This is a genomic window from Kribbella sp. NPDC004875, from assembly GCF_042873375.1.
Classification (GTDB): Bacteria; Actinomycetota; Actinomycetes; order Propionibacteriales; family Kribbellaceae; genus Kribbella.
Genome location: NZ_JBIALI010000002.1, coordinates 451,615 through 476,658, shown reverse-complemented (window position 1 = coordinate 476,658; position 25,044 = coordinate 451,615). Strand labels below are relative to the sequence as shown.

The window sequence follows — 25,044 nt, the reverse complement described above, 5'->3', positions numbered from 1 at the left end:
GCGTGAGAGTCATCAGATGACAGGTCAGATCACGGCAAAACCGTGCGGTTGTTCACAGCTGCGCACTTCGGCGGGTGCGCTGAGTGTCCGCGCCCGTGCGTGCTGTGGTTGGTGCACCCGACGGTCGGCGATCGGGCCAGCTCAGCGGTAACCGGCCGCTTGCAGACTGTAGAGCTCCGCGTAGGTTCCGGCCCGGTCCATCAGCTCCGCATGCGTACCCTGCTCGGTCACCAGACCGTTCTCGAGCACGATAATGAGGTCCGCGGCGCGTACCGTCGAGAAGCGATGTGAGATCAGCAACGTGATCCGGCCGTCGGCGCGACCGGCCTGTGCCTCCTCGGCCAGGCGGTCGAAGAGGGCCGCCTCGGTCTGCGGGTCGAGCGAGGCGCTCGGTTCGTCCAGGATCATCAGCAGCGGCGCCGGCCGGACCAGCGCCCGCGCGATCGCGAGCTTCTGCCATTGCCCGCCCGACAACTCGACGCCGTCGTGCCACGACGTACCCAGTTGGGTGTCGGCGCCGCGCGGCAGGTCCTCGACGAAGGTCGCGTCCGCCTTCTCGAGTGCGACGCCGACCTGCTCCGGGGACTCGGACAGCCCGCCGACCGCGACGGCCTCGCCGACGGTCAGCTGATAGCGGACGAAGTCCTGGAATCCGGCGCTGACCTTCTGCCGGTACTTTTCGATGTCCATCGAGGCGAGGTCGACGCCGTCGACGAGCACCTCACCTGAGACGGGGCGGTACATGCCGGTGAGGAGTTTGACCAGGGTCGACTTGCCCGCGCCGTTCTCGCCGACGATGGCGACCGTCTGTCCGGCGGGGAGAAGCAGATCGGTGCCGGGCAGCGCGAGGCGATCGTTTGCGCCGTACCCGAAGGTCACCTGCTTCACCTCGATGCCGTGGACGAGGCGATCCGGAACGGGCGCGGTGCCCGGCTCTCGCCGAGCCTGGTGTTCGAGCCACAGGTAGTGCTCGGCCGAGGTGCGCACGCGCAGTACGGACCCGGCGAGGTCGAGGATGCGGTTCGCTGCGCTCACCACCGCGCCGGCGAGGGCCAGCGCCAGGGCCACGTCGCCAGGGGTGGCGCGTCCGGCGACCGCCTCGCGGAGGATGATCACCATCGCGGCGACGTACGCGAGTGGGAACAGCGACCACCCGGCGGCCCCGATCGCGACGGATCTGAAGAGCGCGGAGTGGACGACTCGGTTCGCTTTCCCGGCCGCTTCACGATGCTCACGCAGCAGCTCGTCGCCGAGCGAGGCGACGTGGATCTCCTGCGCCGACGACGGGGCGACCGACAGCATGAACAGCTGCTGCGCGAGTCGCCGCTGCGGCGCCGCCTCCAGCTCGGATCTCCGGCGCAGCTTCTCCGCACGACGGCTCAGCCACAGCGCTGGTACGGCGACCAACGGCAGCGCGACGAGTACCAGCTCGAGGTTCGCCAGCAAGACGGTGCTGATCGCCAACTGGGCCACGACCAGCGGGCCGATGAACGGCAACGTCACGCTGTCGCCGAGCTCGGGCGCCTCCCGCCGCAGCGATTGCAGACGGTCCAGGTACTGCGGCCGCTCGAAGTGCTCGATCTGCGGTGCCTCGGCGGCCAGCCGCAGGACCCGCCGCTCGGAGACGAAGCTGGATCGCTCGCGCATCCGGATCGTTGCCCAGCGATAGCCGATCGGCGCCACCAGCACGAAGAACAGCGCGACGGCGACGGCGATGCCACCGGCAACTATCTGCCCCGGCTCCCCCGAGACCACGCCGTCGACCAGCGGCCGCACCCCGAGAGCGAGGAGCAGCGGGCTGATGAAGGTCGACATCGTGACCGCGGTGTAGAGCAGGAACAGTCCCGGACCGATCTCCCAGCCGAGCCCGATCAGCAGGCGGGCAGTGGCGACCCACGACTTCATGCCTGGCCTCCGTCGAAGCGAGCGGCCTGGAGCCGGAACAGATGCGCATAGGTTCCGTCGAGCTCGAGCAACTCGTCATGCGATCCCTGCTCGATCACCCGGCCGTCGTCGAGCACCACGATCGAGGACGCCTGCCGCACCGTGGAGAAGCGATGCGAGATCAGGATCGTCGTCAGACCCGCGGTCAGGTCGAGGAAGCGCCGGTACAGCTCCGCCTCGGAACGGGCGTCGAGGTGCGCGGCCGGCTCGTCCATGACCAGTACGGACGCTCCCTGTTGTACGGCGTACAGCGCCCTCGCGAGACCGAGCTTCTGCCACTCGCCTCCCGACAGCTCGACACCACCCTCGAATTCGGACGACAACACCGTCTCCCAGCCGTTCGGCAAGGCCTCGACCACGCTCGTCGCCCCTGCCCGCTCGACCGCCCGCTGCGCGACGTCGAGGGACGGCGCCGCGTCGACGCTGCCGAAGCGGACGTTGCTGAACGCCGACATCGGCAGCCGCAACGGCTGCTGAAAGACGACCGCCAGCCGGCGTCGCCAGTCGTCGATGTCGAGCTCGCGCAGGTCGGCGCCGTCGATCATCACGGACCCCTGGGTCGGTTCGTACAGACCGCAGAGCAGCTTGACGAGACTGGTCTTCCCGGCGCCGTTCGCGCCGACGACCGCGAGCGATCGCCCGGCCGGGATCACGAGCTCGAGATCACGCAGTACCCGTCGATCCGTTGCCGGGTAGCTGAACGAAAGGTTGCGGAAGGCAATCTCTCGCCTCGGCATCCCCTCGGCCGGCCGGATGCCACGGTCCGCGGGCTCGGCTGCCGGGGCGACCGCGTCCATCGCGTCGTCGTAGCGCTGCAGCGTCGCCAGCGCGAGTTCGGTCTGCAAGCCGGTCCAGGACGACTGCTGGATGCCGGCCAGCGCGACCATGAACGTCTGGACGTACGTCGCGGTTCGGCCGGCCGGGAGATGTCCGGCCATCGCCTCGCGAACCACCAGGACGATCCCGCCCAGCACGACCACACCCAGCGCCGCGGTCGCCAGCGCGGGACGACGACCGGGTCGGGTCAGGACATGCTGCATCGTCTCTGCCCAAGTCTCGCCATGGCGGCCGACGACGAAGTCCGGCAGTCCGAAGAGGCGAATCTCCTTGGCCGCAGCGGGCGTGGTTCCCAGATCGTTGAAGTACTGCATCCGGCGCGCCGACTCCGTCGCGCCGTAATGGTGCCCGGCCTCGGTCCGCGACGCCACCTTGTCCTCGTACGCCGCCCACAGGCCGGCCGCGAGCAGACCCGCACCGAGCCACCAGTGAAACCCGGCGAGAATCACTCCCGAGGCCAGCAGGATGACCCGGCCGGTCGCCAGGCCACCGGCGGTGCTCGCCAGCCGGCCGGGACGCGCCCAGTCGGCCCTCAGCGTGTCGCGCCCGACCTCCACCAGCACCGCCGTCGCCGGGTCCTCCAGATGACGGACGCCGCTCGGCGCGGACACGGCTCGCATCAGGTCGTGCTGCAACAGCGCATCGACGCGCTCGCCGAGCGCGGTCGCGGATGCCCGCTGCAACGCACCCGCAAGCCACTGCAGCAGCAGGCATCCGGCCGCGACGCCGGCCCAGGTCACCGCGCGGTGGAGACCCGTGGCCGCCAAAACGCTGGCGACGACCTGCCCGATCGCCACCACGGTCCCGATCGGAGCGGCGGCTGACAGCGCGATCGACACTGCGGTCAGGACCGAAAGTCCCTTGCCCGCTCGCCAGGCGATGGAGGCGAATCGCCGGAGTCCGGCACCGACTGCCATGACCACCGCCTTCGATCTCGTCTGCCGGCACCGCGAGGGCCAGCCAACTTACCACCGCTGAGTGGTCACTCCTGCTGTGCTGCGAACAGGCGGGCGAAGCGGCCACCGGGCTCGGCCATCAGCTCGGCGTACGTGCCCTCCTGGACGACCGAGCCGTTGTCGATGACGTAGATCCGGTCCATCTCCCGTAGCGTCCAGGCCCGATGCGACACGACGATCGTGATCCGCTCCGCGCTGGTACGCCGGAGTTCCGCGAAGATCTCGCGTTCGGCCTCGGCGTCGATCGCCGACGTCGGCTCGTCGAGGATCCAGATTCCCGCGTCCCGCAACCGGATCCGCGCCAGCGCGAGCCGCTGCCACTGACCGCCGGAGATGCCCGTACCGCTCCATTGCTGCCCCAACTGGGTGTCGAGCGGCAGGTCCGCGGCAAAGGTGCCGGCGAGCGCCGCGCGAATCGTGTGGTCCCTGACCGGGTGCGGCGCCCCGAGACCGACAGCGTCCCGCAAGGTGAACTCGAAACGGCCGAACTCCTGCACCAGCAGGCCGAAGTGCCCGAGGCGCTCGGACTCGCTCAGCTCGCTCGCATCCTGACCGTCGATCAGCACCCGGCCGGAGTCCGGAGTCAGCCCGCCGACGAGAAGGTTGACCGCGGTCGACTTGCCCGCGCCGTTCACCCCGACCAGCGCGACGAGCTCGCCCCGCCGAGCCTGCACACAGACCTTCCGCAGTGCAGGCTTCCCCGAGTAGCTGAAACTGACGTGCTCCAAGGCGACCGAACCGACCTCAGGCACGACGCGCTGCTGCTGCGGCGCCGGCGCCGCGTGCACGAACCGCTGATAGATCATCGCCTGCGGGGTCGTGGTGACGATGCTGCCGAACGCGTACCCACACTGGCGGATCGCGTTCAGGCCGGTGATCGTGCCGGCGACTGCCGCGGCCGCCGCTCCCCCGGTCGCTCCACCTGCCACCAGCGCGACCAACGCTCCGCCGAACAACAGCACCGTGAGCACGGCGGCACCCAACTCGTAGTACATCGCGATCGCAATCATCCGATCGAGGACGTCCGTCGCCCGCGCGCGGCTCTTGGCGATCAGCTCGGCCACCTTCCAGCCGGAGCCGAGCACCGCCAGTTCGGTCCCCGGTCGCTGCTGGATCAGCTGCTCGGTCGCGTACGCCGCCGCGCGCTCGTGTTCCCCGACCCGCGGCCAGCCGCGCTCCTCCATCCGCGAGATCAACGTGAACGCGAGCACCGTCGGCACCAGCGCCGCGAGGACCAGCACTCCGGACAGCACGTTGATCGACGAGATCGCCACGCACAGCACCACCGACGTCGCGGCTGCGCTCAGCACCTGCACGGGCTTCCCCGCCACATCGCTCATCGGATGCGTCGCGGTCTGACTCGCCTCGAGGTCCCGAACCACCTCCGGATCCGCCAGGCGGTTCGGACTCAACCGCGCCGCGACTCGCGCCAGCTCGACCCGCAGGTGCAGCCGCAGCCGCAACATCATCCGTTGGCCGACGGCGTTCGACACCTGCGTCAGCGGATACATCGACCCGACGACCACGGTCAGCCCGAGCAGCGGCCGCCAGGTCTCGCCACTCTCGATCAGGTCGCGGATCAACACCACCTGCACACCAGGCAGCAGCGCGAGCAACAGCTGCAGCAACGAGTACGCCGCCAGCCACCCAGGCGCGACCCGGACCGCATCGGTGAGCGAATCGCGGGCAGTACGGAACGCATCCAGCACAGGGATCCTCTTTCACACAGGAGCAGCCGGATCCACGCCGGTGCTCCGACGCGGATTGAGGCGCAAAATGCGTGTCATCCCAGCAAGCGAGCCTTGCCCGTGCGTCCAGGGATCCAGTGGCAGATCACGTTGTGAAGCAGTCCCGCCACTCTACCGATCCGGCAGCAACTGCGTCACGAGCGCGTCCGCGGTCCATTTCTCCCAGCGGTCGGCCGCCCAACCTCGACGTACCGTGAAGAACTGGTAGACCTCGGGACTGAGCAGGGCGAGAGCCACGTCGGTCGCCTCCGCCGTGTCGAGCCCGGCGCGCAAGGGCGTCTTGGTCGCGAGCGCGGCGATCAACTGTTCCATCACGACGGCCCGCTGGGCGTTGTTGGTCTCCCAGAGCTCGTGGATCTCGGCATCGGCTGTCGCAGCGTGCGCGACGACCTGCAACACCGGGGCGACCCGCTGGTAGATCTCCCTCGCCAGTCGCGCCTGCGCGCGCAACTGCGCCTCCGGGTCGGGATCGGCGATCGCCGCTCGCACCCGCGGCCGGTCCAGGGTCGGGACCGGCTCGTCGTCGCCGGCGACCGCTACGTCGAGAAGCTCGCTGAGCAGCGCGCGCTTGGTGCCGAAGGTGAAGTACAGCGTCTGCACGGCCATCCCCGCCTCGTCGGCGATCGCCTGCATCGACGTCGCGGCGTACCCCTTGCTGGTGAACAACGCCTGCGCCGCCGCCCGCATCCGCTGCCGATTCGCCTGGGTCTTGTCCGCTCGTCGCGCCATGGTGGCCAGCATAGCCGTTGACTAGAGCGCCTCACTAGTGATTCGCTAGTGGCTCACTCTAGTGAGAGCTTCAGGAGGTCCCCGATGACCGAAACCCTGCCCACGCCGACCAGCCTGCGCCGGACCCTGCACAGCACCGCCCGGCTGACCGCATTCGCCGGCGGTCCGCTGTTCTGGCTCGGAACGCTGCTGCATCCGGCCCGCGACGGCTGGAGCATCGCGGCGGTCGGCGAGCGGTACGGGCTGACCCACGACATCCAGGCCCTCGGACTCGGGCTGCAAGTCGTCTGCCTCGCCAGCATGATTGCACTGGGCAACCAGCTGACGCGGCGCCGCGACCTGCGCTCCTGGTACGCCGCCCTGGCCGGCACCTTGTTCTGGTTCGCCCTGATCATCTTCGACGGGTCGCACAACCCGGTCCGCGCGGAGTACGCGCCGAGTGTGGTGCACCAGCCGGCCGACCTCGACACACCGGCCGCACTGATCGTGTTCCCGGCCCTGCTGATCTTCCCGCTCGGCTACGTCTGGCTCGGCTGGACGCTGAGCCGCCACGGGCTGCGACTGGCCGGCGTACTGCTCGGGGTCGGCGCGGTCGCCTACACGCTCGGTGGTCTGTTCATCTTCACGGCCGGACCGCGCTTCGGCCTGATCCAGCTCTTCGAGGTCGCCGGCGCGACGCTGTACGCGGTCGGCTACTTCCTGATCGGCCGCCGCGCATGACGGCACTCGAGATCCTCCAGGAGCTGATGTCCCCGGCCGGCCGCGCCGACCCGTTCCCGCTGTACGGCGCCGCGCACCGGCTCGGCCCCGTGCTGCCAATCGCCGACGACGCCTATTTGGTCGTGGGGTACGACGCCGTCGACGACGTACTGCGCAGCCCGATCTTCGAGATCCCGTCAGAGCCTTCGACCCGGCCCGCGCTGGATCTGATGCAGCGATCGATCCTCCGGACCAATCCTCCCGACCACCGACGAATGCGGTCCTTGATCTCCCAGGTGTTCACCCCTCGCCGCGTGGCCGCTCTGCGACCGGTCGTCGAAGCGGCGGTCGACGACCTGCTCGACGGTCTCCCGGGCGAGGCCGACTTCATGGACCGGTTCGCGTTCCAGCTCCCGGTCACGGTCATCTGCGAGCTGCTCGGCGTCCCGGCGTACGACCGCCATCGCTTCCGGCCGCTCGCCTCCAACCTCACCGCGGCCCTCGAGCTCACCGACACCGCGGATGCCACCGCCGACGCGGCCGCGCGCGAGTTGGGTGAGTACTTCGCCGACCGCATCCGAGATCCCGCTGCCGACGGGTTGGTCGGTGCTCTGGTCGCCGCTCGGGATGCGGGCGACGAGCGGCTCTCCGACGAGGAGTTGCTCGCCAACCTGATCCTGCTCCTGGTCGCCGGCTTCGAGACCACCACCGACCTGCTCGGCAACGGGCTCGCGATCCTGATCGACCAACCGGATCGGCTGACCGATCCCGCGGCGTTCGTCGAGGAGGTCCTGCGCTACGACTCCCCCGTGCAGGTCACGACCCGCGTCGCGCGCGACGGCCGGACGGTCGCAGGCACACCGATCCCCGCGGGCAGCAATCTCGTCCTGCTGCTCGGCGCCGCCAACCGGGACCCGGCACGGTTCCCGCATCCCGACCGCTTCGACGCAGGGCGAGCGGACAACAAGCCGCTGAGCTTCGGCGCGGGCGCCCACATCTGCCTGGGCAACACCCTCGCCCGGCTCGAGGCCACGATCGCGTTCCCCCGACTGCTCGAACGCTTCCCCACCATCGCCCCAACAGGCGAACCCACTCGCCGCGACCGCCTCGTCCTCCGCGGCTACCAAACCCTGCCGATCAGACTGGATGACGGGCGTGGGGGGTCATCACAGAACTGATCGACGTACTGCGCCGCGATGTCAGGATGGCCCCGCGAAACGGGTGACGGCTGCGACGACGGCCTGACGGTGGGCCTTGATCCGCTCCGGGTCTTCCGGATCGGACCCGTCCGCCTTCAGGAGGCCGACCGGCGTCAGGTACCAGGCCTGCGACATTGCGTAGATCAGGACCAGCAGGTCGACCACCGTGAGCGGCGGTGCTCCCACATCGGCGAGGGCGGAGATCTTCGCGAGATAGCTCTCCAGCGGCTCGGACGCGGCCTGAGGGCGTTCGAGTTGGGCCCACATGTTGATGCGCAGCGCCGCCGGCTCGCGCTGGTGGTAGTCGAACAGATCGCCGGCCCAGGCCGGAAGATCCTCAGGTCGCGGCGGGACCGCGGCGGCCATCGACTGGATCGCGCTGGTCAGCGCCGCGTCGAACAGGCCGTCCTTGTTGCCGAAGTAGGCGTAGATCATCCGCACGTTCGTCTCGCCGTCCCGGGCGATCCGTTCGATCCGGCCGCCGGAGTACCCATGCTGGGCGAATTCCACGACGGCGGTACGCAGAATGCGCGCCTTGGTGGCCTGGGCATCCCGTGGGCTCATCGACCCTCCCGTCCGGTGCGGTCTTTGACAGTGCTCGGTGCGGGACCTAGTCTACAAGTAAATGAATACTTACTTATTGAGTGTGCCATGAACAGCGAGATACGGCGGGCGCTCGCGATCACCCCGGCGTCACGCTCGTGGGAACGCACCATCGACATCACCACCACCGGGGCACGGACCGGCCGGCCGCGACGGATCGAGGTGTGGTTCTACCGGGTCGACGGGCAGATCTACCTGAGCACGGTGCCGGCGCGGCGCAGCTGGTTCGCGAACCTGCTGAAGAACCCCGCGTTCACGTTCCACCTCAAGCACGGTGTGCGCGCGGACCTGTCCGCGATCGGTACGCCGGTGCGCGATCCCGGGCTGCGCGAGCAGGTGTTCCGCGCGATCATCGCCGACCTGAACCAGCCGTGGAACCCGGCCGGTATCCCCCAGCCGGTGCGACCGCTCGAGGAATGGATGGCGGGCAGCCCGCTGGTTCGCGTCGACTTCATGGAAGGAGCTGGAGAATGACAGATCGCAGAATCGCCCTCGTCACCGGCGGGGGCCGGGGTATCGGCCGCAGTACGGCACTCGCCCTGGCCGCTCAAGGCACGCGGGTCGTGGTGACCTACCGCAGCGGTGCGGACGCCGCGGCCGGCACTGTGCAGGAGATCCGGGCCGCGGGCGGGGACGCGTTCGCGATGCGTCTCGACATCGGCGACGTTGGCTCCTTCGGCACCTTCACTACCGAGCTCGCCACCACGCTGCGCCGGCGGTGGGGCAGCTCGCGGCTGGACGTGCTGGTCAACAACGCCGGCATCGGGTTGTTCGGACGGCTGGAGGATGTCACTCCGGAGGCCTTCGACGAGCTCGTCGGCACCAACTTTCGCGGGACGTTCTTCGTGATCCAGGCCCTCGTCCCGCTGCTCGGCGACGGCGGCCGCATCATCAACGTCTCGACGTCGCTGACCAGGCACATCAGTCCCGGAACGTCGGTGTACTCCGCGAGCAAGGCCGCCGTGGAGGTACTCTCCCGGAGCCTTGCCTCCGAGCTCGGACCGCGCGGCATCCGGATCAACACCGTCGCTCCCGGGCCCAGCGCCACCGACTTCAACAGCGGCGCCATGCGGGACGACGCCGGGCTCCGCGAAACCCTCGCCGCGCAGACGTCGCTCGGACGGGTCGGCGATCCGCAGGAGATCGGCGACGCGATCGCCGCTCTGGCCTCGGACGGCCTCCGCTGGGTCACCGGCGAGCGCCTCGAGGTCTCCGGTGGCGCGCTGCTGTAGCGCAGCACCGGATCAGCCGTCGAAGGCGGTGGTGTCTTCGTCGAAGGGGCCCATGACGGTGAGGGCGGGGGTGCCGGCGTAGAGCTCGCCGGCGAGTTGGGTGACGTCGTCGAGGGTGACCGCGTCGATGCGGTGCAGGATCTCGTCGACGGTCGGGAGTTCGCCGTAGACCAGTTCGGCCTTGGCGATCCGGGTCATCTTGGCGCCGGTGTCCTCCAGGCCCATCACGACCGAGCCGCGCATCTGCCCCTTGCCGCGGAGCAGTTCCTCCGGCGTGATGTTGCCGCCGGCAATCGCTTCGAGCTCGCCGCGGATCACGTCCAGGACCTCGGGCGCCTTCTTCGGCAGACAGCCGGCGTACACGCCGACCATCCCGGAGTCGGCGTACGCCGAGCCGAACGTGAACACCGAGTACGCCAGGCCACGCTTCTCGCGCACCTCCTGGAACAGCCGCGACGACATCCCGCCGCCGACGATGCCGTGCAGTACGCCGGCCACGTACCGCCGGTCGTCGTTGCGGATCAGCCCCGGCATCCCCAGCACCAGGTGCGCCTGCTCGACGTCACGGTGGTGCACCCGCACCCCGCCGTACGTCGGAACCCGCTTGGCGGCACCGCTACGGACCAGCGCGGGCTCGGCCTCGGTCGTCACCCAATGCCGCTCGAACGCCTTGCGGACCAGGCGGACCATGTCGGCGTGGTCGACGTTGCCCGCCACCGAGACGACGATGTTCGAGGGCTTGTAGCGGCGCCGGTACCAGCCGACGACCTGCCGGCGGGACAGTCCGGCGACCGATTCCGGCGTACCGGTGATCGACCGGCCGAGCGGTGACTTGCCCCAGAGCTGCTCGGCGAACAGGTCGTGGATGTGGTCCGACGTCTCGTCGGCGTGCATCGCGATCTCTTCGTCGATGACGTCGCGTTCACTCTCCACGTCCGCGGGCGTCAGCGTCGCGGAGGTGATCATGTCGCAGATGACGTCGACCGCGAGCGGGAGGTCGGAGTCCAGCACCCGCGCGTAGTAGCAGGTGTACTCCTTGCCGGTGAACGCGTTCATCTCGCCGCCGACCGCGTCGATCGCGGCGGAGATCTCCAGCGCGTCGCGGCGCTCGGTGCCCTTGAACAGCAGGTGTTCGAGGAAGTGCGTGGCGCCGGCCAGCTGCTCCGGTTCGTCCCGGGAGCCGACGCCGACCCAGACTCCGAACGTGACCGATCGGAAGCCGGGGACGGATTGGGAGAGCACACGAAGCCCGGAGGGCAGGACGGTCCGTTTCACCGGACCGCCCGCCTCCGGGCTCAGCAGTGTGCTGGTGGTCGCTCGAGTCACTCGGCGGCTTCGGCCTTGTCGTCGGCCTTCTTGTCCTCGCCCTCGATGACCGGGATCAGCGACAGCTTGCCGCGGTCGTCGATCTCGGCGATCTCGACCTGCAGCTTCTGGCCGACCGACAGCACGTCCTCGACCGCCTCGACGCGCTTGCCACCGGCCAGCGGACGCAGCTTCGAGATGTGCAGCAGGCCGTCCTTGCCCGGCAGCAGGCTGATGAACGCACCGAAGTTGGTCGTCTTCACGACTGTGCCCAGGTAGCGCTCGCCCTTCTCCGGCATGGTCGGGTTCGCGATCGCGTTGATCGCGGCCCGGGCGGCCTCGGCCGACGGGCCGTCGGTCGCGCCGATGTACACCGTGCCGTCGTCCTCGATCGAGATGTCGGCGCCGGTGTCCTCGGTGATCTGGTTGATCATCTTGCCCTTCGGGCCGATGACCTCGCCGATCTTGTCGACCGGGACCTTCACCGAGATGACCCGCGGCGCGAACTCGCTCATCTCACCCGGCGCGTCGATGGCCTTGGCCATCACGTCGAGGATCGTCAGGCGGGCGTCCTTGGCCTGGGTCAGCGCACCCGCGAGCACGCTCGCCGGGATGCCGTCCAGCTTGGTGTCCAGCTGCAGGGCGGTGACGAAGTCCTTCGTCCCGGCGACCTTGAAGTCCATGTCGCCGAACGCGTCCTCGGCGCCGAGGATGTCGGTCAGCGCGACGTACTGCGTCTCACCGTCGACCTCACCGGAGATCAGACCCATCGCGATACCGGCGACCGGGGCCTTCAGCGGCACACCGGCGCTCAGCAGCGACAGCGTCGAGGCGCAGACCGAACCCATCGAGGTGGAACCGTTCGAGCCGAGCGCCTCGGACACCTGACGCAGCGCGTACGGGAAGTCCTCGCGGGACGGCAGCACCGGCACCAGGGCCCGCTCGGCGAGCGCGCCGTGACCGATCTCGCGGCGCTTCGGCGAACCCACCCGGCCGGTCTCACCGGTCGAGTACGGCGGGAAGTTGTAGTTGTGCATGTAGCGCTTGCGCGTCTCCGGGGAGAGCGTGTCCAGCTGCTGCTCCATCCGCAGCATGTTCAGCGTGGTGACACCCAGGATCTGGGTCTCGCCGCGCTCGAACAGCGCCGAACCGTGCACGCGCGGGAGCACCCGCACCTGCGCCTTGAGCGGCCGGATGTCGGCCAGCCCGCGGCCGTCGATGCGGACCTTCTCCTTGAGTACGCGCTGCCGGACCAGCTTCTTGGTCAGCGAGCGGAACGCTGCGGACAGCTCCTTCTCGCGGCCCTCGAAGTCGGCGGCCAGCTTGTCCACCGTGGCGGCCTTGACCGCGTCGGTGGCGTCCTCGCGCTCGTGCTTGCCGGCGATGGTCAGCGCCTGCGCCAGCTCCTCGGACGCGGCGGCCTCGACCGCGGCGAACGCGTCGTCGGCGTAGTCCGGGAAGACCGGGAACTCGCCGGTCGGCTTCGCGGCCCGCGCGGCCAGGTCGGCCTGCGCCTCGACCAGCGTCTTGATGAACGCCTTGGAGGCCTCGAGGCCCTCGGCCACGATCTCCTCGGTCGGCGCCTGGGTACCGGCGGCCACCTTCTCGAAGGTGCCCGGGGTGGACTCGGCCTCGACCATCATGATCGCGACGTCACCGGTCTCGGTCACCCGGCCCGCGACCACCATGTCGAAGACCGCGTCCTCGAGCTCGGTGTGGGTCGGGAACGCCACCCACTGGCCCTCGATCAGCGCGACGCGGACGCCGCCGATCGGGCCGGAGAACGGCAGGCCGGCCAGCTGGGTCGACATCGAGGCCGCGTTGATCGCGAGCACGTCGTACAGCTTGTCCGGGTTCAGTGCCAGGACCGTGATGACGACCTGGATCTCGTTCCGCAGGCCGGAGACGAACGACGGCCGCAGCGGGCGGTCGATCAGCCGGCAGGTCAGGATGGCCTCTTCCGAGGGCCGGCCCTCGCGGCGGAAGAACGAGCCGGGGATCCGGCCCGCGGCGTACATCCGCTCCTCGACGTCGACCGTCAACGGGAAGAAGTCGAACTGGTCCTTGGGCTTCTTGCTGGCCGTGGTGGCCGACAGCACCATCGTGTCGCCGTCGAGGTAGGCCGCGGCGGAGCCGGCGGCCTGCTGGGCCAGACGGCCCGTCTCGAAGCGGATGGTGCGGGTGCCGAAACTACCGTTGTCGATCACGGCTTCGGCGAATTCGGTGCCCTCCATGGGCGTACCGGTGGATCCCGTCACGGGATACCCCTCTCTCACAGTGTCGACGACTGCGAGGCGCGAGCTTCCGGGGTGCCGGTCTTCGATCGAGGCCCGCGGGTTCGGTGCTACCTGTACCCGAAAGCCACTACCGAGGACCGGTCGTCCTCCCGCAACGCGCTTCGCGATCGCCTTGTACGTCGTTCTACGTATTCAGTTGTCGGGTTCCACGCTACTGGGCGTGGATACGCCAGGAGCGGCCACCCAGGTTTCGGGGGGCCGCTCCTCGCGACGTCATCGGCGGAGGCCGAGCCGCTCGATCAGGGACCGGTAGCGGTTGATGTCCTTCTTCGCCAGGTAGTTCAGCAGCCGGCGGCGCTGGCCGACGAGGAGCAGCAGGCCACGACGGCTGTGGTGGTCGTGCTTGTGCTCCTTGAGGTGCTCGGTCAGGTGGCTGATCCGGTGGGTCAGCAGCGCGACCTGGACCTCGGGGGACCCGGTGTCGCCCTCGGTCAGGGCGTACTCGCCCATGATCTTCTTCTTCGTAGCAGCGTCAACAGCTGACACAGGTGTCCTCTCGATTTCCGTTGCGCGGCGCACCGGGGCATTCTTCACCCGAGCACTCTCTGTCCGCGGCCGTTCAGACGGCAGCAGCCAGCGTATCAGTCCGTGGACGCGTCACCCTAATCAGCCGCTCGGGCGCCGAGGATGCGGCGCGCGCCGTCGACGTCGGCCTTCATCTGCACCAGCAGCTCGTCGATGCTGTCGAACCGGATCTGGGTGCCCCGCAGCCGCGCGACGAAGTCGACCGCCACCGTGGCGCCGTACAGCTCGAGGTCGTCACGGTCCAGCACGTACGACTCCACCCGGCGGTCCAGACCGTCGAAGGTCGGGTTGCTGCCGACGCTGATCGCCGCGGGCAGCGGATCCGGGTACGCCGGACCTCCCGGCGCCGGGGTGAGTACGGTCAGCCACCCGGCGTACACGCCGTCCTGCGGGACCGCGGCACCCGGGTCGGCCGGCAGGTTCGCGGTCGGGTACCCCAGCTCGCGGCCGCGTTTGTCCCCCTCGACGACCACGCCGGTCACCCGCAGCGGCCGCCCGAGGGCCTCCGCGGCGGCCTCGACGTCACCGTCGGCGAGCCGCTGCCGCACGTACGTCGACGACCACGGCTGCTCGTCACCCGCCAGGCTCAGCCCTTCGACCTGGAAGCCGTACCGCGTACCCGCCTCGACGAGCGTGTCGACGTGCCCGGCCGCCTTGTGGCCGAAGCGGAAGTTCTCGCCGACGACGATCGCCTTGGCGTGCAGGGCGTTCACCAGGACGCGCTCGATGAACTCCTCCGGCGACCAGCCCGACACCTCCTTGGTGAACGGCAGGATCAGCACCGCGTCCGCGCCGTGCGCGCCGAGCAGTTCGGCGCGCTGCTCGGGCCCGCTGAGCATCAGCGGCGCGTGATCCGGCCGCAGGACCCGCATCGGGTGCGGGTCGAAGGTCAGTGCGACGACCGGCAGTCCGCCGAGCTCGGCCGCCCGCGCGCGGGCGTGCGCGAGCACCTGCTGGTGACCGCGGTGGACGCCGTCGAAGTTGCCGATGGTGACGACCGTCGGCCCGAAATCCGGGCTCACCTGGTCCACTCCGTGCCAGACACGCATGGCAGCAGGATTCCATGTCCCGGCGATGAACCGCGCATCAGGTCCACGATCACCCCTTGTAATCGCACGGTGACTCAACTTAGGGTGGGCCGCGCATCTGGTGAGCCTGGGGAGGTCTCGTGAAGTTACGCCGTCTTGCCGCCGCCTGCGCGGCGCTCGCGCTGCTGGCCGGCATGCCTGCCGCCCACGCCGCGGCGACTCCGCGTTTCGAGAGGTACGTGGCACTCGGCGACTCCTACACGGCCGCCCCGTTCGTCCCGCTGCCCGAGGTGCTGTCGCTGGGCTGCTTCCGGTCGTACAACAACTACCCCAAGCAGCTGGCGGCGAAGCTGCACGTTCGGCACCTCACCGACGTGAGCTGCGGCGGCGCGGACACGACCAACATGACGCAGCCGCAGAGCACCCTGCTCGGTACGGCGGCGCCGCAGTTCGACGCCCTGACCCCGGACACCGACCTGGTCACGGTCGGGATCGGCGGCAACGACTTCGGGGTGTTCGGCAGCATCATCGACACGTGCCCGAAGCTGCGGTCCTCGGACCCGACCGGCGCGCCGTGCAAGGCGCACTTCACGGTCAACGGCGAGGACACGCTGCGGGCGAAGATCGCCCAGACCCAGACCCGGATCGCGATCGTCGTCCAGGGCATCAAGGCCCGGTCGCCGAAGGCCGAGATCCTGCTCCTGGGTTACCCGAAGATCGCGCCCGAGCACGGCACCTGCCCGTCGGTGCTGCCGTTCGCCGACGGCGACTACACCTACCTGTACTCGATCGAGGAGGCGCTGAACACAGCCGTCTCCAACGCGGCGGCCGCGGGCGGAGCGACGTACGTCGACACCTTCGGACCGTCGACCGGGCACGATGCCTGCGCACCGGACGGGCAGGCGTGGATCCAGGGCAAGGACGTCGACCTGCTCCGCGCCTTCAACTACCACCCGCGCTACGAGGGCGAGGCAGGTATGACCGCCCTCAGCTACAAGACGCTGACCGGACAGCCGGCGGTCGTCACCGCCGCCGAGCAGGCCACCTGGGCCTCGCAGGCGCGGGCGCTGGCCAAGCAGGCAGCTGTGTCACCCCAACAGGCCCACGTGGCCTCCCTGAACCGCGTACGGACCAGCGCGCAACGCTGACCCTTTCCAATCCGTACCGCGGACTCCGGGCCGGGCCACCTCACGCGTGGCTCGGCCTGGTGGTTTCTCTGAGTACTTCGGTCAGCGCCTGCCCGAGCGGCAGGTTCACCCGGTACGTCGCGTAAGGATCGCCGCGGGTCAGGCCCTGGTTGATGATCAGCACCGGTGTGCCGGCCTTCGCGGCGTACCGGACGAAGCGGAAGCCGGACATCACGGTCAGCGACGAACCGAGCACCAGGACCGCGTTCGCCTCGTCGACGAGCGAGTAGCAGCGCTCGACGCGGCTCTTCGGGACGTTCTCGCCGAAGTACACGACGTCGGGTTTGAGGACGCCACCGCAGACGGTGCACGGGACGACGACGAACGTGCGGACGACGTCGTCCGGGAGTTCGACGTCGCCGTCCGGGTTGATCCTGGTCGCCTCGGCGGCGAACGCCTGGTTGGCTTCGCGGAGGCGCTGGTCGAGGGTTTCGCGAGCTGACGTCGTACCGCAGTCCAGGCAGATGACGCGGTCCAGGTTGCCGTGCAGCTCGATCACGTCGCGGGCGCCGGCGGCCTGGTGCAGGCCGTCGACGTTCTGGGTGATCACGCCGCTCAGGTGGCCGCGGGCCTGCAGGGCGGCGACCGCGCGGTGGCCGTCGTTCGGGGCCGCGCGGGCGATCGTGCGCCAGCCGAGGTGGCTGCGGGCCCAGTACCGCTGGCGGCCGGTCTCGCCGGCCACGAAATCGCCGTACGTCATCGGGGTGTGCGTGCGCAGGCTGCCGGTCTCGCCGCGGTAGTCGGGGATGCCGGACTCGGTGGAGATCCCGGCGCCGCTCAGTACGACGACCTTCCCCGCGGCGAGCGTCTCCGCGATCGGGCCGATATCGGTCGACCCCGGCTCCAACGCCAGCACCTCCGGGCTCGGGGCCCATTCCAACGTCGGACGAGAACGCACCTCTCCAGAGTACGTGCGGGTCAATCGACGCGGGGTGGACCTGCTGCGAGGCGGCGTTCGGCGTTCTGCCGGGTGACCGCCCGATCCATCGAGGACCAGTCGGCGTCGATCCACCAGGTGGCGCCGGCGTCGGCCCACGGGCGGACCGCTTCGGCTGCCTTCGCGTCGTCGGCCGCCGTCGTGCCCTCGGCAACCACGTCGTACCCGTCCATGGTGAGACCGTGCTCGGCGCGTTCCTTGCGGATCCACTCGACACCCTGCGTCAGCAGCTCGGGGGTCAGCTCGGCGCCGACGGCCGCCGGCAGCCAGCCGTCCTGCAGCGCGGAGCGGCGCATCGACTTCGGTCGCGGCCAGCCGCCCACCACCCAGGTCGGCACGCGTGGCTGCTGCACCGGCGGCGGTGGCGCCGGTGGGTTCAGCTCGGCGACCTTCTTGGCCTGGTAGTGCTTGCCGGCGAACTCGAACGGCTCGTCACGCCAGAGGAACGGCAGCATCTCCAGCGACTCGTCCATCAGCTCGGCACGGACCTTTCGGCCCGGATCCTGCTCGAACAGCCAGAACCGGTCGTCGCCCGTCACCCCGAGCCCGACCGAGAGAATCACCCGGCCGCCGCTCAGGTTGTCGACGGTCGAGACCTGCCCCGCGACGTCCCACGGTTTTCGCCGCGGGAGCGGGGTGAGCATCGTCCCGAGCCGGATCCGCTCGGTGGTCATCGCCGCGGCCCCGAGCATCACCCAGGCGTCGATCCCCCAGATCGACTCCCAGACGAAGAACCCGTCCCAGCCGTTGGCTTCCGCGAGCGGGGCCAGCTCGGCCGCGTCGCGAGCATCGCCGTACGCCATCACGAACCCGTATCTCATGCCCGTGACGCTACGCCGCCCCACCGACACCTTTCGCCGCCCACACACCCACTGCCCGCGCACCCGCCGCCCGCACCCGCCGTACGAAGCGCCCGCCGTTTGAGGGGCCGACCCCTGAAGCGGTGGGTAGCGGAGGCGAAATACGGGGTGCCGACCCACCGTTTGAGGGGCCGGCCCCTCAAACAGCCGTCAGGCGACGAAGACGGCGGTGGGTTTCGCGAGCGGGCCGTGGGGTTCGTAGAGGGCCAGGAAGGTGCCGTCGGGAGCGAACATCGCGGTCTGCCCGGGCACCAGGTTGAGCCCCGGCAACGGCCGGCCGGTCCGGATCGCGGCGGCCTGCGCGTCGTCGGCGTCGTACCTCGGGAAGGTGCCGCCGGCAACGTCCGCGATCGGGAGCCAGTCGAACGACTCCGCGAGCGACTCCAGCGTGTGCGCGACCTTGAGATCGAACGCCCCCACCCGGGTACGGCGCAGCGCCGTGAGGTGACCGCCGACGCCCAGTTCAGCGCCCAGGTCACGGGCCAACGCGCGGATGTAGGTCCCGCTCGAGCAGTCGACGGTCACGTCGACGGCGATCCCGTCGGCCTCCGCCCGGACGTCGAGGATGTCGTACCGCGACACGGTCACCGCGCGGGCCTTCAGCGCGACCTCCTCCCCCGCGCGCACCCGTTCGTACGCCCGCCGGCCGTCGACCTTGATCGCCGACACCTTGGACGGCACCTGCGAGATCTCGCCGCGGAAGCCGGCCACCGCGGCCGAGATCGCCTCCACGGTCACGCCGTCGACCGGTGCGGTCGACACGATCTCGCCCTCGGCGTCGTCGGTCGTCGTCGTGGCACCGAGCCGGATCGTCGCGTCGTACGACTTGTCGGCGAGCTGGAGATGGCCCAGCAGCCGGGTGGCCCGGTTCAGGCCGACGACCAGGACACCGGTCGCCATCGGGTCCAGCGTGCCGGCGTGCCCGACCTTGCGGGTGCCGGCCAGTCGGCGGATCCGGGCGACGACGGTGTGCGAGGTCAGGCCGGCCGGTTTGTCGACGACGACGATCCCGTCGGACGTCGAGGTGAAGTCGAGGCTCAACGCAGTACTCAGTCCTGCTCGTCCTCGTCGTCGGCCTTGTGCTTGTACGGGTCCGCGTCACCGGCCGGCTTCGCGCCTGACGCGCTCTTGGCGACCTCGGCGTCGGCGATCCGCGCCTTCTCCAGCAGTTCCTCGATGTGACCGGCGGTCTCCGGTACGGCGTCCAGGAAGAACTCGACGCTCGGCGTGTGCCGCAGGCCGAGGGCCTTGCCGACCTCGCTGCGGATCAGGCCCTTCGCCGACTCCAGCGCCGCGGCGGTGTTCGCCCGCGCCTGCTCGTCGCCGTACACCGTGTAGAAGACGCTGGCCTCGCGCAGGTCGCCGGTCAGCCGGGCGTCCGTCACCGTGACGAACCCCAGCCGCGGGTCCTTGACCCGGCGCTCGAGCAGCTCCGCGACGAGCACCTGGATCCGGTCGGCCAGCTGCTTCGCCCTTGCTTCACCCATCAGGGCTCACTCCCTCATTCATGAACAACGTCCGGAGAGACCGTGGTCTCTCCGGACGCTACTCCTCGGTGACCCGGGGCCGGGTCACCGCCTGCCTGTCATGGCACTGTCAGCTGCGCGGCTTCTCGCGGAGCTCGAACGCCTCGACCACGTCGCCGATCTTGATGTCGTTGAAGTTGTTGATGGTCAGACCGCACTCGAAGCCCTCGCGGACCTCGGACGCGTCGTCCTTGAACCTCTTCAGCGACGACAGCTCGGTGTTGTCGACGACCACCGCGCCGTCCCGGATCAACCGGACCTTGGCGTTGCGGCGGATCAGGCCACTGGTCACCCAGCAACCGGCGATGTTGCCCACCTTCGAGGAGCGGAAGATCTCGCGGATCTCCGCCTGGCCGAGAGTGACCTCCTCGTAGATCGGCTTGAGCATGCCCTTCAGGGCGGCCTCGATGTCGTCGATCGCCGAGTAGATGACCGAGTAGTACCGGACATCCACGCCCTCGCGCTCGGCCAGGTCTCCGGCCTTGCCCGCCGGCCGCACGTTGAAGCCGATGATGACGGCGTTCGACGCGATGGCCAGGTTGACGTCGTTCTCGTTGATCGCACCGACACCGCGGTCGATGATCCGCAGGTTGACCTCGTCGCCGACCTCGATCCGGACCAAGGCGTCTTCCAGTGCCTCGACCGAACCGGACACGTCGCCCTTGAGGATCAGCAACAGCTCCTGGCTCTCGCCCTTCTCCATCGAGGCCATGAAGTCCTCGAGGGTACGGCGGGCGCGACGCTTGGCGTTCGCAGCCGCCCGGGCGCGGGCTTCCCGCTTCTCGGCGATCTGCCGGGCCCGCCGGTCGTCGTCGACGACCAGGAACTTGTCACCGGCACCCGGCACGGCGGTCAGACCGAGGACCAGCACCGGACGCGATGGAGTCGCCTCCTCCACGGGCTCGCCGTGCTCGTCGAGCATGGCCCGGACCCGGCCGTACGCCGGACCGACCACCATCGAGTCGCCGACCCGGAGCGTGCCGCGCTGCACCAGCACGGTCGCCACCGGACCACGGCCCTTGTCGAGGTTCGCCTCGATCGCGATGCCCTCGGCGTGCATGTTCGGGTTCGCCCGCAGGTCCAGCGCCGCGTCCGCGGTCAGTACGACGCCCTCGAGCAGGCCGTCGATGTTGATCCGGGACTTCGCCGAGACGTCGACGAACATCGTGTCGCCGCCGTACTCCTCGGGCACCAGGCCGTACTCGGTCAGCTGACCGCGCACCTTGGCCGGGTCCGCCGCCGGGACGTCGATCTTGTTGACCGCGACCACGATCGGGACACCCGCCGCACGGGCGTGGTTCAGCGCCTCGATCGTCTGCGGCATCACGCCGTCGTCGGCCGCGACCACCAGGATCACGATGTCGGTGGCCTGCGCACCACGGGCACGCATGGCGGTGAACGCCTCGTGACCCGGGGTGTCGACGAAGGTGATCGCCCGCTCCTGGCCGTCCACCTCGGTGGTCACCTGGTACGCACCGATGTGCTGGGTGATCCCGCCGGCTTCCTTGGCCTGGACGTTCGCCATCCGGATCGCGTCCAGCAGCTTCGTCTTACCGTGGTCGACGTGACCCATCACGGTCACCACCGGCGGCCGCGGCGCGAGGTCGCTCTCGTCGCCCTCGTCGGCACCGAAGTCGATGTCGAACGACTGCAGCAGCTCGCGGTCCTCGTCCTCCGGCGAGACGATCTGGACGTCGTAGTTCAGCTCGGTCCCGAGCAGCTCCAGCGTCTCCTCGTTCACCGACTGGGTCGCGGTCACCATTTCACCGAGGTGGAACAGCACCTGGACCAGCGACGCCGGGTCGACTCCGACCTTCTCGGCGAAGTCCGTCAGCGAGGCACCACGAGGCAGCCGCACGACCTCGCCGTCACCGTGCTTGACGCGCACGCCGCCGACGGCCGGAGCCTGCATGTTGTCGAATTCCTGGCGCTTGGCCCGCTTCGACTTGCGGCCACGGCGCGCCGGACCGCCCGGACGCCCGAAGGCACCCTGCGTTCCGCCACGGCCACGGTTGCCCGGACCCGGACGGCCACCGCCGCCACCGGGCGGACCGCTCGGGCCGCCGCCACCGGGACGGAAGCCGCCGCCACCGCCGCCGCCACCGCGCGGACCGGCACCGGGACCGCCGCCGGGACGGCCACGACCGCCACCGCCAGGACCACCGGAGCCGCCACCGGGGCGACCGGTGAAGGTGCCCGCCGAGGACTTCGGCATCATCGCCGGGTTCGGGCGCGGAGCGCCCGGCACGCCGCTCGAGCGCGGACGGTCGCTACCGCCACCGGCACCGCCACCCTGACGGTTCTGCGGAGGCCGCGGCGCCATTCCGGCCGGGCTCGGAGCAGGCCGGTCGTTACCGCCGCCGCCCGGACCCGGGCGGCCACCACGCTGCATGCCCTGGGTCGAGCTGAACGGGTTGTTGCCCGGACGCGGCGCACCCGGACGCGGACCGCCGCCCTGGGAACCGCCCGGACGCGGAGCGCCGGGACGCGGAGCACCCGGACGGGGCGCACCCGGACGCGGGCCGGAGCCCTGTCCACCCGGACCCGGACGGCCACCGCCGCCACCCTGGGAACCACCCGGACGCGGAGCGCCCGGACGCGGACCCGGACGGACGGAGCTGTCGCCACCGGTACGGCGCGGCGCGGGGGCCGGAGCCGACGCGGCCGGGGACTCGGGGGCCGCCTTGGCCGCCGGGGCCTCGAACGACGGGGTCGCCGGAGCCGGAGCCTCGGGGGCCGGAGCCGCCGGGGCCGAAGCAGCCGGAGCGGACTCGGCCGGGGTCGGCTCGGGACGCGGACCCGGCTTCGGGCCCGGACGCGGGCCCGGCCTGGCACCCGGCGCCGGAGCGGCCTTCGCCGGAGCCGGCTCGGTCACCGGAGCCGTCGCCGCCGGGGTCGCCGGAGCGGCCGGGGCAGGCGCGGACTCGGCCACCGGGGCCGGGGTCGGCTCAGCAGCCGGCGCGGGACGCTCGGCAGGAGCCTTCGGGGTCGCCGGCTGGGCCGGCTTCGGCGCCGCGGGTGCGACCGGTGCGGTCGCCTGCGGCGCGGCAGACGTGCTGGCAGCGGCCTTCTTGGCCGTGCGCTTCTTCGGCGGGTTCTTCTCGAAATCCTCCGCCAGTCGCCGGACGACAGGTGCCTCGATCGTCGAGGATGCCGACCGGACGAACTCGCCCATGTCGTTCAGTCTGGTCAGAACGACCTTGCTGGTAACTCCGAGCTCCTTCGCGAGCTCGTAGACCCGGACCTTTGCCACTACTCTCCCTCTGGTCCGAGCCTGGGCGCGGACCGTTAGTTGACGTACGTGCTCATCGCTTTGCACTCATCGGTAGACACTCATCGAGTGGTCATGAGTCGATGACCCGCCTTCAAGTCGTCACGACGGCACGGTCTGAACCGTCGTGGGCAGCCCGGAGGCTGCCATTGGTTACTTCTTACTTATCACGCTGCGCGACGTAGTCCCGCAGCCCGGTCACGTCGAGCGGACCCGAGAGCCGGAAGGCCCGGGGGAACGCCTTGCGCCGGACGGCGAGGTCGAAGCATTCGGTCGCCGGGTGCAGGTGCGCCCCACGGCCGGGTGCCCGACGATCGGGATCCGGCAGTACGAGACCGCCAGAAACCGTCATCCGCAGCAGGTCAGCCGGACCGGATCGCTTCCGGCACCCGATGCAGGTGCGCTCCCGGGGGTGAGATGAACTCAGTCCAGGGCGCGCGTCCGCCGTCACTGTCAGGTGATCCTCAGGGTGTGGTTGCGACTCAGTCGACCGACCGAGCACTCAGTCTACCTGCTCGCCATCCCGAGTCACATCGGTATCCGGCCGGATGTCGATCCGCCACCCGGTGAGCCGCGCGGCGAGGCGGGCGTTCTGCCCCTCCTTGCCGATCGCCAGCGAGAGCTGGTAGTCGGGGACGACGACCCGCGCGGCGCGTGCCGCGGCGTCGACGACCTCCACAGACGTAACCTGCGCCGGGGACAGCGCATTCCCGACGAAGGTGGCCGGATCGTCGCTGTGGTCGATGATGTCGATCTTCTCACCGTGCAGCTCGTGCATGATGTTCCGCACCCGCTGGCCCATCGGCCCGATGCAGGCGCCCTTGCCGTTCACCGACGGGTTCAGCGTCCGGACCGCGATCTTGGTCCGGTGACCAGCCTCACGGGCGATCGCGGTGATCTCGACCGTTCCGTCGGCGATCTCCGGGACCTCCAGCGCGAACAGCTTCTTCACCAGGTTCGGGTGCGTCCGGCTGACGGTGATCTGCGGACCCTTGAAGCCCTTGCGGACGCCGACGACGTACACCCGGAGCCGGGAGCCGTGCTCGTACTTCTCCCCCGGCACCTGCTCGGGCGCCGGCAGCACGGCCTCGATCTTGCCGAGGTCCACCATCACCGAGCGCGGGTCGCGGCCCTGCTGGACGACACCGGAGACGATGTCGCCCTCCTTACCCGAGAACTCGCCGTACCGGACCTCGTCCTCGGCGTCGCGGAGCCGCTGCAGGATGATCTGCTTGGCCGTGGTGGCGGCGATCCGGCCGAAGTCGGCGGGAGTGTCGTCGTACTCCCGGGCCACCGTGCCGTCCTCGGCGAGCTCGCGGGCGTAGACGGTCACGTGTCCGGTCTTGCGGTCCAGCTCGGCGCGGGCGTGCTGCTGGGCGCCCTCGGTGCGGTGGTACGCGACCAGCAGCGCCTGCTCGATCGCCTCGACGACCACGTCCAGGGAGATGTCCTTCTCCCGTTCCAGTGACCGCAGCACGGCCATGTCGATGTCCATGTCAGTTCTCCTCCACCGTGCCGTCGGCAGGTGTTTCTCCACCTAAAGAAGATGGCTCAGTGTCGTTGCCGGCAGCCCGGTTGAACTCGATCTGGACCTTGGCCTTGGCCACGTCGGCGTACGCGACGGTCTGCCGCTTGCCGTCGACGTCCAGTTCGGCCGCCTCGTCGGAGGCGGACTTGATCCGGCCGGTGAGCTTCCCGCCGGCGGTCAGCGTGACCGCGACCAGCCGGTTGGTGTTGCGCCGCCAGTGCCGGGGCAGGGTGAGCGGCCGGTCCACGCCGGGGCTCGAGACCTCCAGCGTGTACGCGCCCTCGCCCATGATGTCGTCGGTGTCGAGGGCCTTGGAGATGGCCCTGGTGACATCGGCGACGTCGTCCAGGTTGATCCCGCCGTCGCGGTCGACCAGGACGCGCAGCAACCGGCGGCGGCCGGCCGGCGCGATGTCCGCGGCCTCCAGATCGCAGCCGAACTGCTCGACGATCGGCCGCAGGAAGTTCTCGAGGCTCGTGGTGTCCGTGTGGCCCGTGGGATTCGGCTTTCGGCTCACAGGTTGACCTGCCTCTCTCCAGTTGTGCACCCGTTCCACCCCTGACCATCGCGCCAAGGGCAGTAGCCCACCCTATCCGGCCGGTACGCCGATCCGGGTCACCGGCTCGTCCCGGA

At 70.0% G+C, this 25,044-nt stretch carries 22 protein-coding genes; 5 read left to right on the top strand and 17 right to left on the bottom strand.

Going from position 1 to position 25,044, the window contains the following annotated elements:
• Positions 1-141: 141 nt before the first annotated feature.
• The 4 genes from ACFYRH_RS13345 to ACFYRH_RS13330 form a co-directional block, all read right to left on the bottom strand.
• A complete protein-coding gene (locus tag ACFYRH_RS13345) occupies positions 142-1,905 on the bottom strand; it encodes an ABC transporter ATP-binding protein (protein ID WP_387773026.1) in 1,764 nt (587 codons plus the stop codon).
• Complete coding sequence (locus ACFYRH_RS13340; RefSeq protein WP_387773023.1) at positions 1,902-3,698, bottom strand: ABC transporter ATP-binding protein; 1,797 nt, start codon at positions 3,696-3,698, stop codon at positions 1,902-1,904. The genes ACFYRH_RS13345 and ACFYRH_RS13340 overlap by 4 nt, the downstream gene beginning before the upstream one ends.
• 65 nt (positions 3,699-3,763) lie before the next feature.
• Complete coding sequence (locus ACFYRH_RS13335) at positions 3,764-5,446, bottom strand: ATP-binding cassette domain-containing protein (RefSeq protein WP_387773020.1); 1,683 nt, start codon at positions 5,444-5,446, stop codon at positions 3,764-3,766.
• 150 nt (positions 5,447-5,596) lie between these two features.
• On the bottom strand, positions 5,597-6,214 hold the full coding sequence (locus ACFYRH_RS13330) for a TetR/AcrR family transcriptional regulator (protein ID WP_387773017.1): 618 nt from the start codon (positions 6,212-6,214) through the stop codon (positions 5,597-5,599).
• A gap of 84 nt (positions 6,215-6,298) precedes the next feature.
• Between ACFYRH_RS13330 and ACFYRH_RS13325 the strand changes: the two genes are divergently transcribed.
• On the top strand, positions 6,299-6,934 hold the full coding sequence (locus ACFYRH_RS13325) for a hypothetical protein (RefSeq protein WP_387773014.1): 636 nt from the start codon (positions 6,299-6,301) through the stop codon (positions 6,932-6,934).
• The gene (locus tag ACFYRH_RS13320; protein WP_387773011.1) at positions 6,931-8,091 is read left to right on the top strand and encodes a cytochrome P450; all 1,161 of its coding nucleotides are present in this window, start codon (positions 6,931-6,933) and stop codon (positions 8,089-8,091) included. The genes ACFYRH_RS13325 and ACFYRH_RS13320 overlap by 4 nt, the downstream gene beginning before the upstream one ends.
• Positions 8,092-8,112: 21 nt before the next feature.
• On the opposite strand, the gene ACFYRH_RS13315 is transcribed toward ACFYRH_RS13320, so the two are convergent.
• Complete coding sequence (locus ACFYRH_RS13315; RefSeq protein WP_387773008.1) at positions 8,113-8,676, bottom strand: TetR family transcriptional regulator; 564 nt, start codon at positions 8,674-8,676, stop codon at positions 8,113-8,115.
• A gap of 87 nt (positions 8,677-8,763) precedes the next feature.
• Here ACFYRH_RS13315 and ACFYRH_RS13310 point away from each other — a divergent pair, with 87 nt between their 5' ends.
• Entirely contained in the window at positions 8,764-9,189 is a 426-nt protein-coding gene (locus ACFYRH_RS13310) for a nitroreductase/quinone reductase family protein (RefSeq protein ID WP_387773005.1), read from the top strand.
• On the top strand, positions 9,186-9,947 hold the full coding sequence (locus ACFYRH_RS13305; RefSeq protein ID WP_387773002.1) for an SDR family NAD(P)-dependent oxidoreductase: 762 nt from the start codon (positions 9,186-9,188) through the stop codon (positions 9,945-9,947). Before ACFYRH_RS13310 ends, ACFYRH_RS13305 begins: the two co-directional genes overlap by 4 nt.
• A 12-nt stretch (positions 9,948-9,959) precedes the next feature.
• On the opposite strand, the gene ACFYRH_RS13300 is transcribed toward ACFYRH_RS13305, so the two are convergent.
• The 4 genes from ACFYRH_RS13300 to ACFYRH_RS13285 all read right to left on the bottom strand — a co-directional run bounded on the left by ACFYRH_RS13300 (position 9,960) and on the right by ACFYRH_RS13285 (position 15,123).
• Positions 9,960-11,273: a M16 family metallopeptidase gene (locus tag ACFYRH_RS13300; RefSeq protein WP_387772999.1), complete on the bottom strand. Its 1,314-nt coding sequence runs from the start codon at positions 11,271-11,273 to the stop codon at positions 9,960-9,962.
• Positions 11,270-13,486 (bottom strand): polyribonucleotide nucleotidyltransferase, encoded by a 2,217-nt coding sequence (locus ACFYRH_RS13295; RefSeq protein WP_387775263.1) that lies wholly within the window; start codon positions 13,484-13,486, stop codon positions 11,270-11,272. Before ACFYRH_RS13295 ends, ACFYRH_RS13300 begins: the two co-directional genes overlap by 4 nt.
• Positions 13,487-13,762: 276 nt before the next feature.
• Positions 13,763-14,035, bottom strand: a complete 273-nt coding sequence (gene rpsO, locus ACFYRH_RS13290) for a 30S ribosomal protein S15 (protein ID WP_171670133.1) — start codon at positions 14,033-14,035, stop codon at positions 13,763-13,765.
• 116 nt (positions 14,036-14,151) lie between these two features.
• Positions 14,152-15,123, bottom strand: a complete 972-nt coding sequence (locus tag ACFYRH_RS13285) for a bifunctional riboflavin kinase/FAD synthetase (protein WP_387772996.1) — start codon at positions 15,121-15,123, stop codon at positions 14,152-14,154.
• 119 nt (positions 15,124-15,242) lie between these two features.
• Between ACFYRH_RS13285 and ACFYRH_RS13280 the strand changes: the two genes are divergently transcribed.
• Positions 15,243-16,250 (top strand): SGNH/GDSL hydrolase family protein, encoded by a 1,008-nt coding sequence (locus tag ACFYRH_RS13280; protein WP_387772993.1) that lies wholly within the window; start codon positions 15,243-15,245, stop codon positions 16,248-16,250.
• A 40-nt stretch (positions 16,251-16,290) separates the two neighbouring features.
• Here ACFYRH_RS13280 and ACFYRH_RS13275 read toward each other — a convergent pair whose 3' ends face one another.
• From ACFYRH_RS13275 to rimP, 8 genes are all read right to left on the bottom strand, one after another.
• Positions 16,291-17,187 carry an NAD-dependent protein deacetylase gene (locus ACFYRH_RS13275; protein WP_387772990.1) on the bottom strand — a complete coding sequence of 299 codons (897 nt, stop codon included), beginning with the start codon at positions 17,185-17,187 and terminating at the stop codon, positions 16,291-16,293.
• A gap of 20 nt (positions 17,188-17,207) precedes the next feature.
• Positions 17,208-18,047 (bottom strand): LLM class flavin-dependent oxidoreductase, encoded by an 840-nt coding sequence (locus ACFYRH_RS13270; protein ID WP_387772987.1) that lies wholly within the window; start codon positions 18,045-18,047, stop codon positions 17,208-17,210.
• Positions 18,048-18,236: 189 nt separating this feature from the next.
• Positions 18,237-19,127 (bottom strand): tRNA pseudouridine(55) synthase TruB, encoded by an 891-nt coding sequence (gene truB / locus ACFYRH_RS13265; protein ID WP_387772984.1) that lies wholly within the window; start codon positions 19,125-19,127, stop codon positions 18,237-18,239.
• 8 nt (positions 19,128-19,135) lie between these two features.
• Entirely contained in the window at positions 19,136-19,573 is a 438-nt protein-coding gene (rbfA, locus tag ACFYRH_RS13260) for a 30S ribosome-binding factor RbfA (RefSeq protein ID WP_387772982.1), read from the bottom strand.
• A 109-nt stretch (positions 19,574-19,682) separates the two neighbouring features.
• Positions 19,683-22,865, bottom strand: a complete 3,183-nt coding sequence (gene infB / locus ACFYRH_RS13255) for a translation initiation factor IF-2 (protein ID WP_387772979.1) — start codon at positions 22,863-22,865, stop codon at positions 19,683-19,685.
• Positions 22,866-23,043: 178 nt separating this feature from the next.
• Positions 23,044-23,334, bottom strand: coding sequence for a YlxR family protein (locus ACFYRH_RS13250; protein WP_387772976.1), 291 nt, complete (start codon positions 23,332-23,334; stop codon positions 23,044-23,046).
• A 51-nt stretch (positions 23,335-23,385) separates the two neighbouring features.
• Positions 23,386-24,378: a transcription termination factor NusA gene (nusA, locus tag ACFYRH_RS13245; protein ID WP_387772973.1), complete on the bottom strand. Its 993-nt coding sequence runs from the start codon at positions 24,376-24,378 to the stop codon at positions 23,386-23,388.
• Position 24,379: 1 nt separating this feature from the next.
• Positions 24,380-24,928 (bottom strand): ribosome maturation factor RimP, encoded by a 549-nt coding sequence (gene rimP, locus ACFYRH_RS13240; protein WP_387772970.1) that lies wholly within the window; start codon positions 24,926-24,928, stop codon positions 24,380-24,382.
• Positions 24,929-25,044 lie beyond the last annotated feature (116 nt).

Excerpts from the sequence above, each read along its gene's own strand:
- ACFYRH_RS13345 (WP_387773026.1), bottom strand. The coding sequence starts at position 1,905 with ATGAAGTCGTGGGTCGCCACTGCCCGCCTGCTGATCGGGCTCGGCTGG.
- ACFYRH_RS13340 (WP_387773023.1), bottom strand. The coding sequence starts at position 3,698 with ATGGCAGTCGGTGCCGGACTCCGGCGATTCGCCTCCATCGCCTGGCGA.
- ACFYRH_RS13330 (WP_387773017.1), bottom strand. The coding sequence starts at position 6,214 with ATGGCGCGACGAGCGGACAAGACCCAGGCGAATCGGCAGCGGATGCGG.
- ACFYRH_RS13325 (WP_387773014.1), top strand. The coding sequence starts at position 6,299 with ATGACCGAAACCCTGCCCACGCCGACCAGCCTGCGCCGGACCCTGCAC.
- ACFYRH_RS13320 (WP_387773011.1), top strand. The coding sequence starts at position 6,931 with ATGACGGCACTCGAGATCCTCCAGGAGCTGATGTCCCCGGCCGGCCGC.
- ACFYRH_RS13315 (WP_387773008.1), bottom strand. The coding sequence starts at position 8,676 with ATGAGCCCACGGGATGCCCAGGCCACCAAGGCGCGCATTCTGCGTACC.
- ACFYRH_RS13310 (WP_387773005.1), top strand. The coding sequence starts at position 8,764 with ATGAACAGCGAGATACGGCGGGCGCTCGCGATCACCCCGGCGTCACGC.
- ACFYRH_RS13305 (WP_387773002.1), top strand. The coding sequence starts at position 9,186 with ATGACAGATCGCAGAATCGCCCTCGTCACCGGCGGGGGCCGGGGTATC.
- ACFYRH_RS13295 (WP_387775263.1), bottom strand. The coding sequence starts at position 13,486 with ATGGAGGGCACCGAATTCGCCGAAGCCGTGATCGACAACGGTAGTTTC.
- ACFYRH_RS13285 (WP_387772996.1), bottom strand. The coding sequence starts at position 15,123 with ATGCGTGTCTGGCACGGAGTGGACCAGGTGAGCCCGGATTTCGGGCCG.
- ACFYRH_RS13270 (WP_387772987.1), bottom strand. The coding sequence starts at position 18,047 with ATGAGATACGGGTTCGTGATGGCGTACGGCGATGCTCGCGACGCGGCC.
- rbfA (WP_387772982.1), bottom strand. The coding sequence starts at position 19,573 with ATGGGTGAAGCAAGGGCGAAGCAGCTGGCCGACCGGATCCAGGTGCTC.
- nusA (WP_387772973.1), bottom strand. The coding sequence starts at position 24,378 with ATGGACATCGACATGGCCGTGCTGCGGTCACTGGAACGGGAGAAGGAC.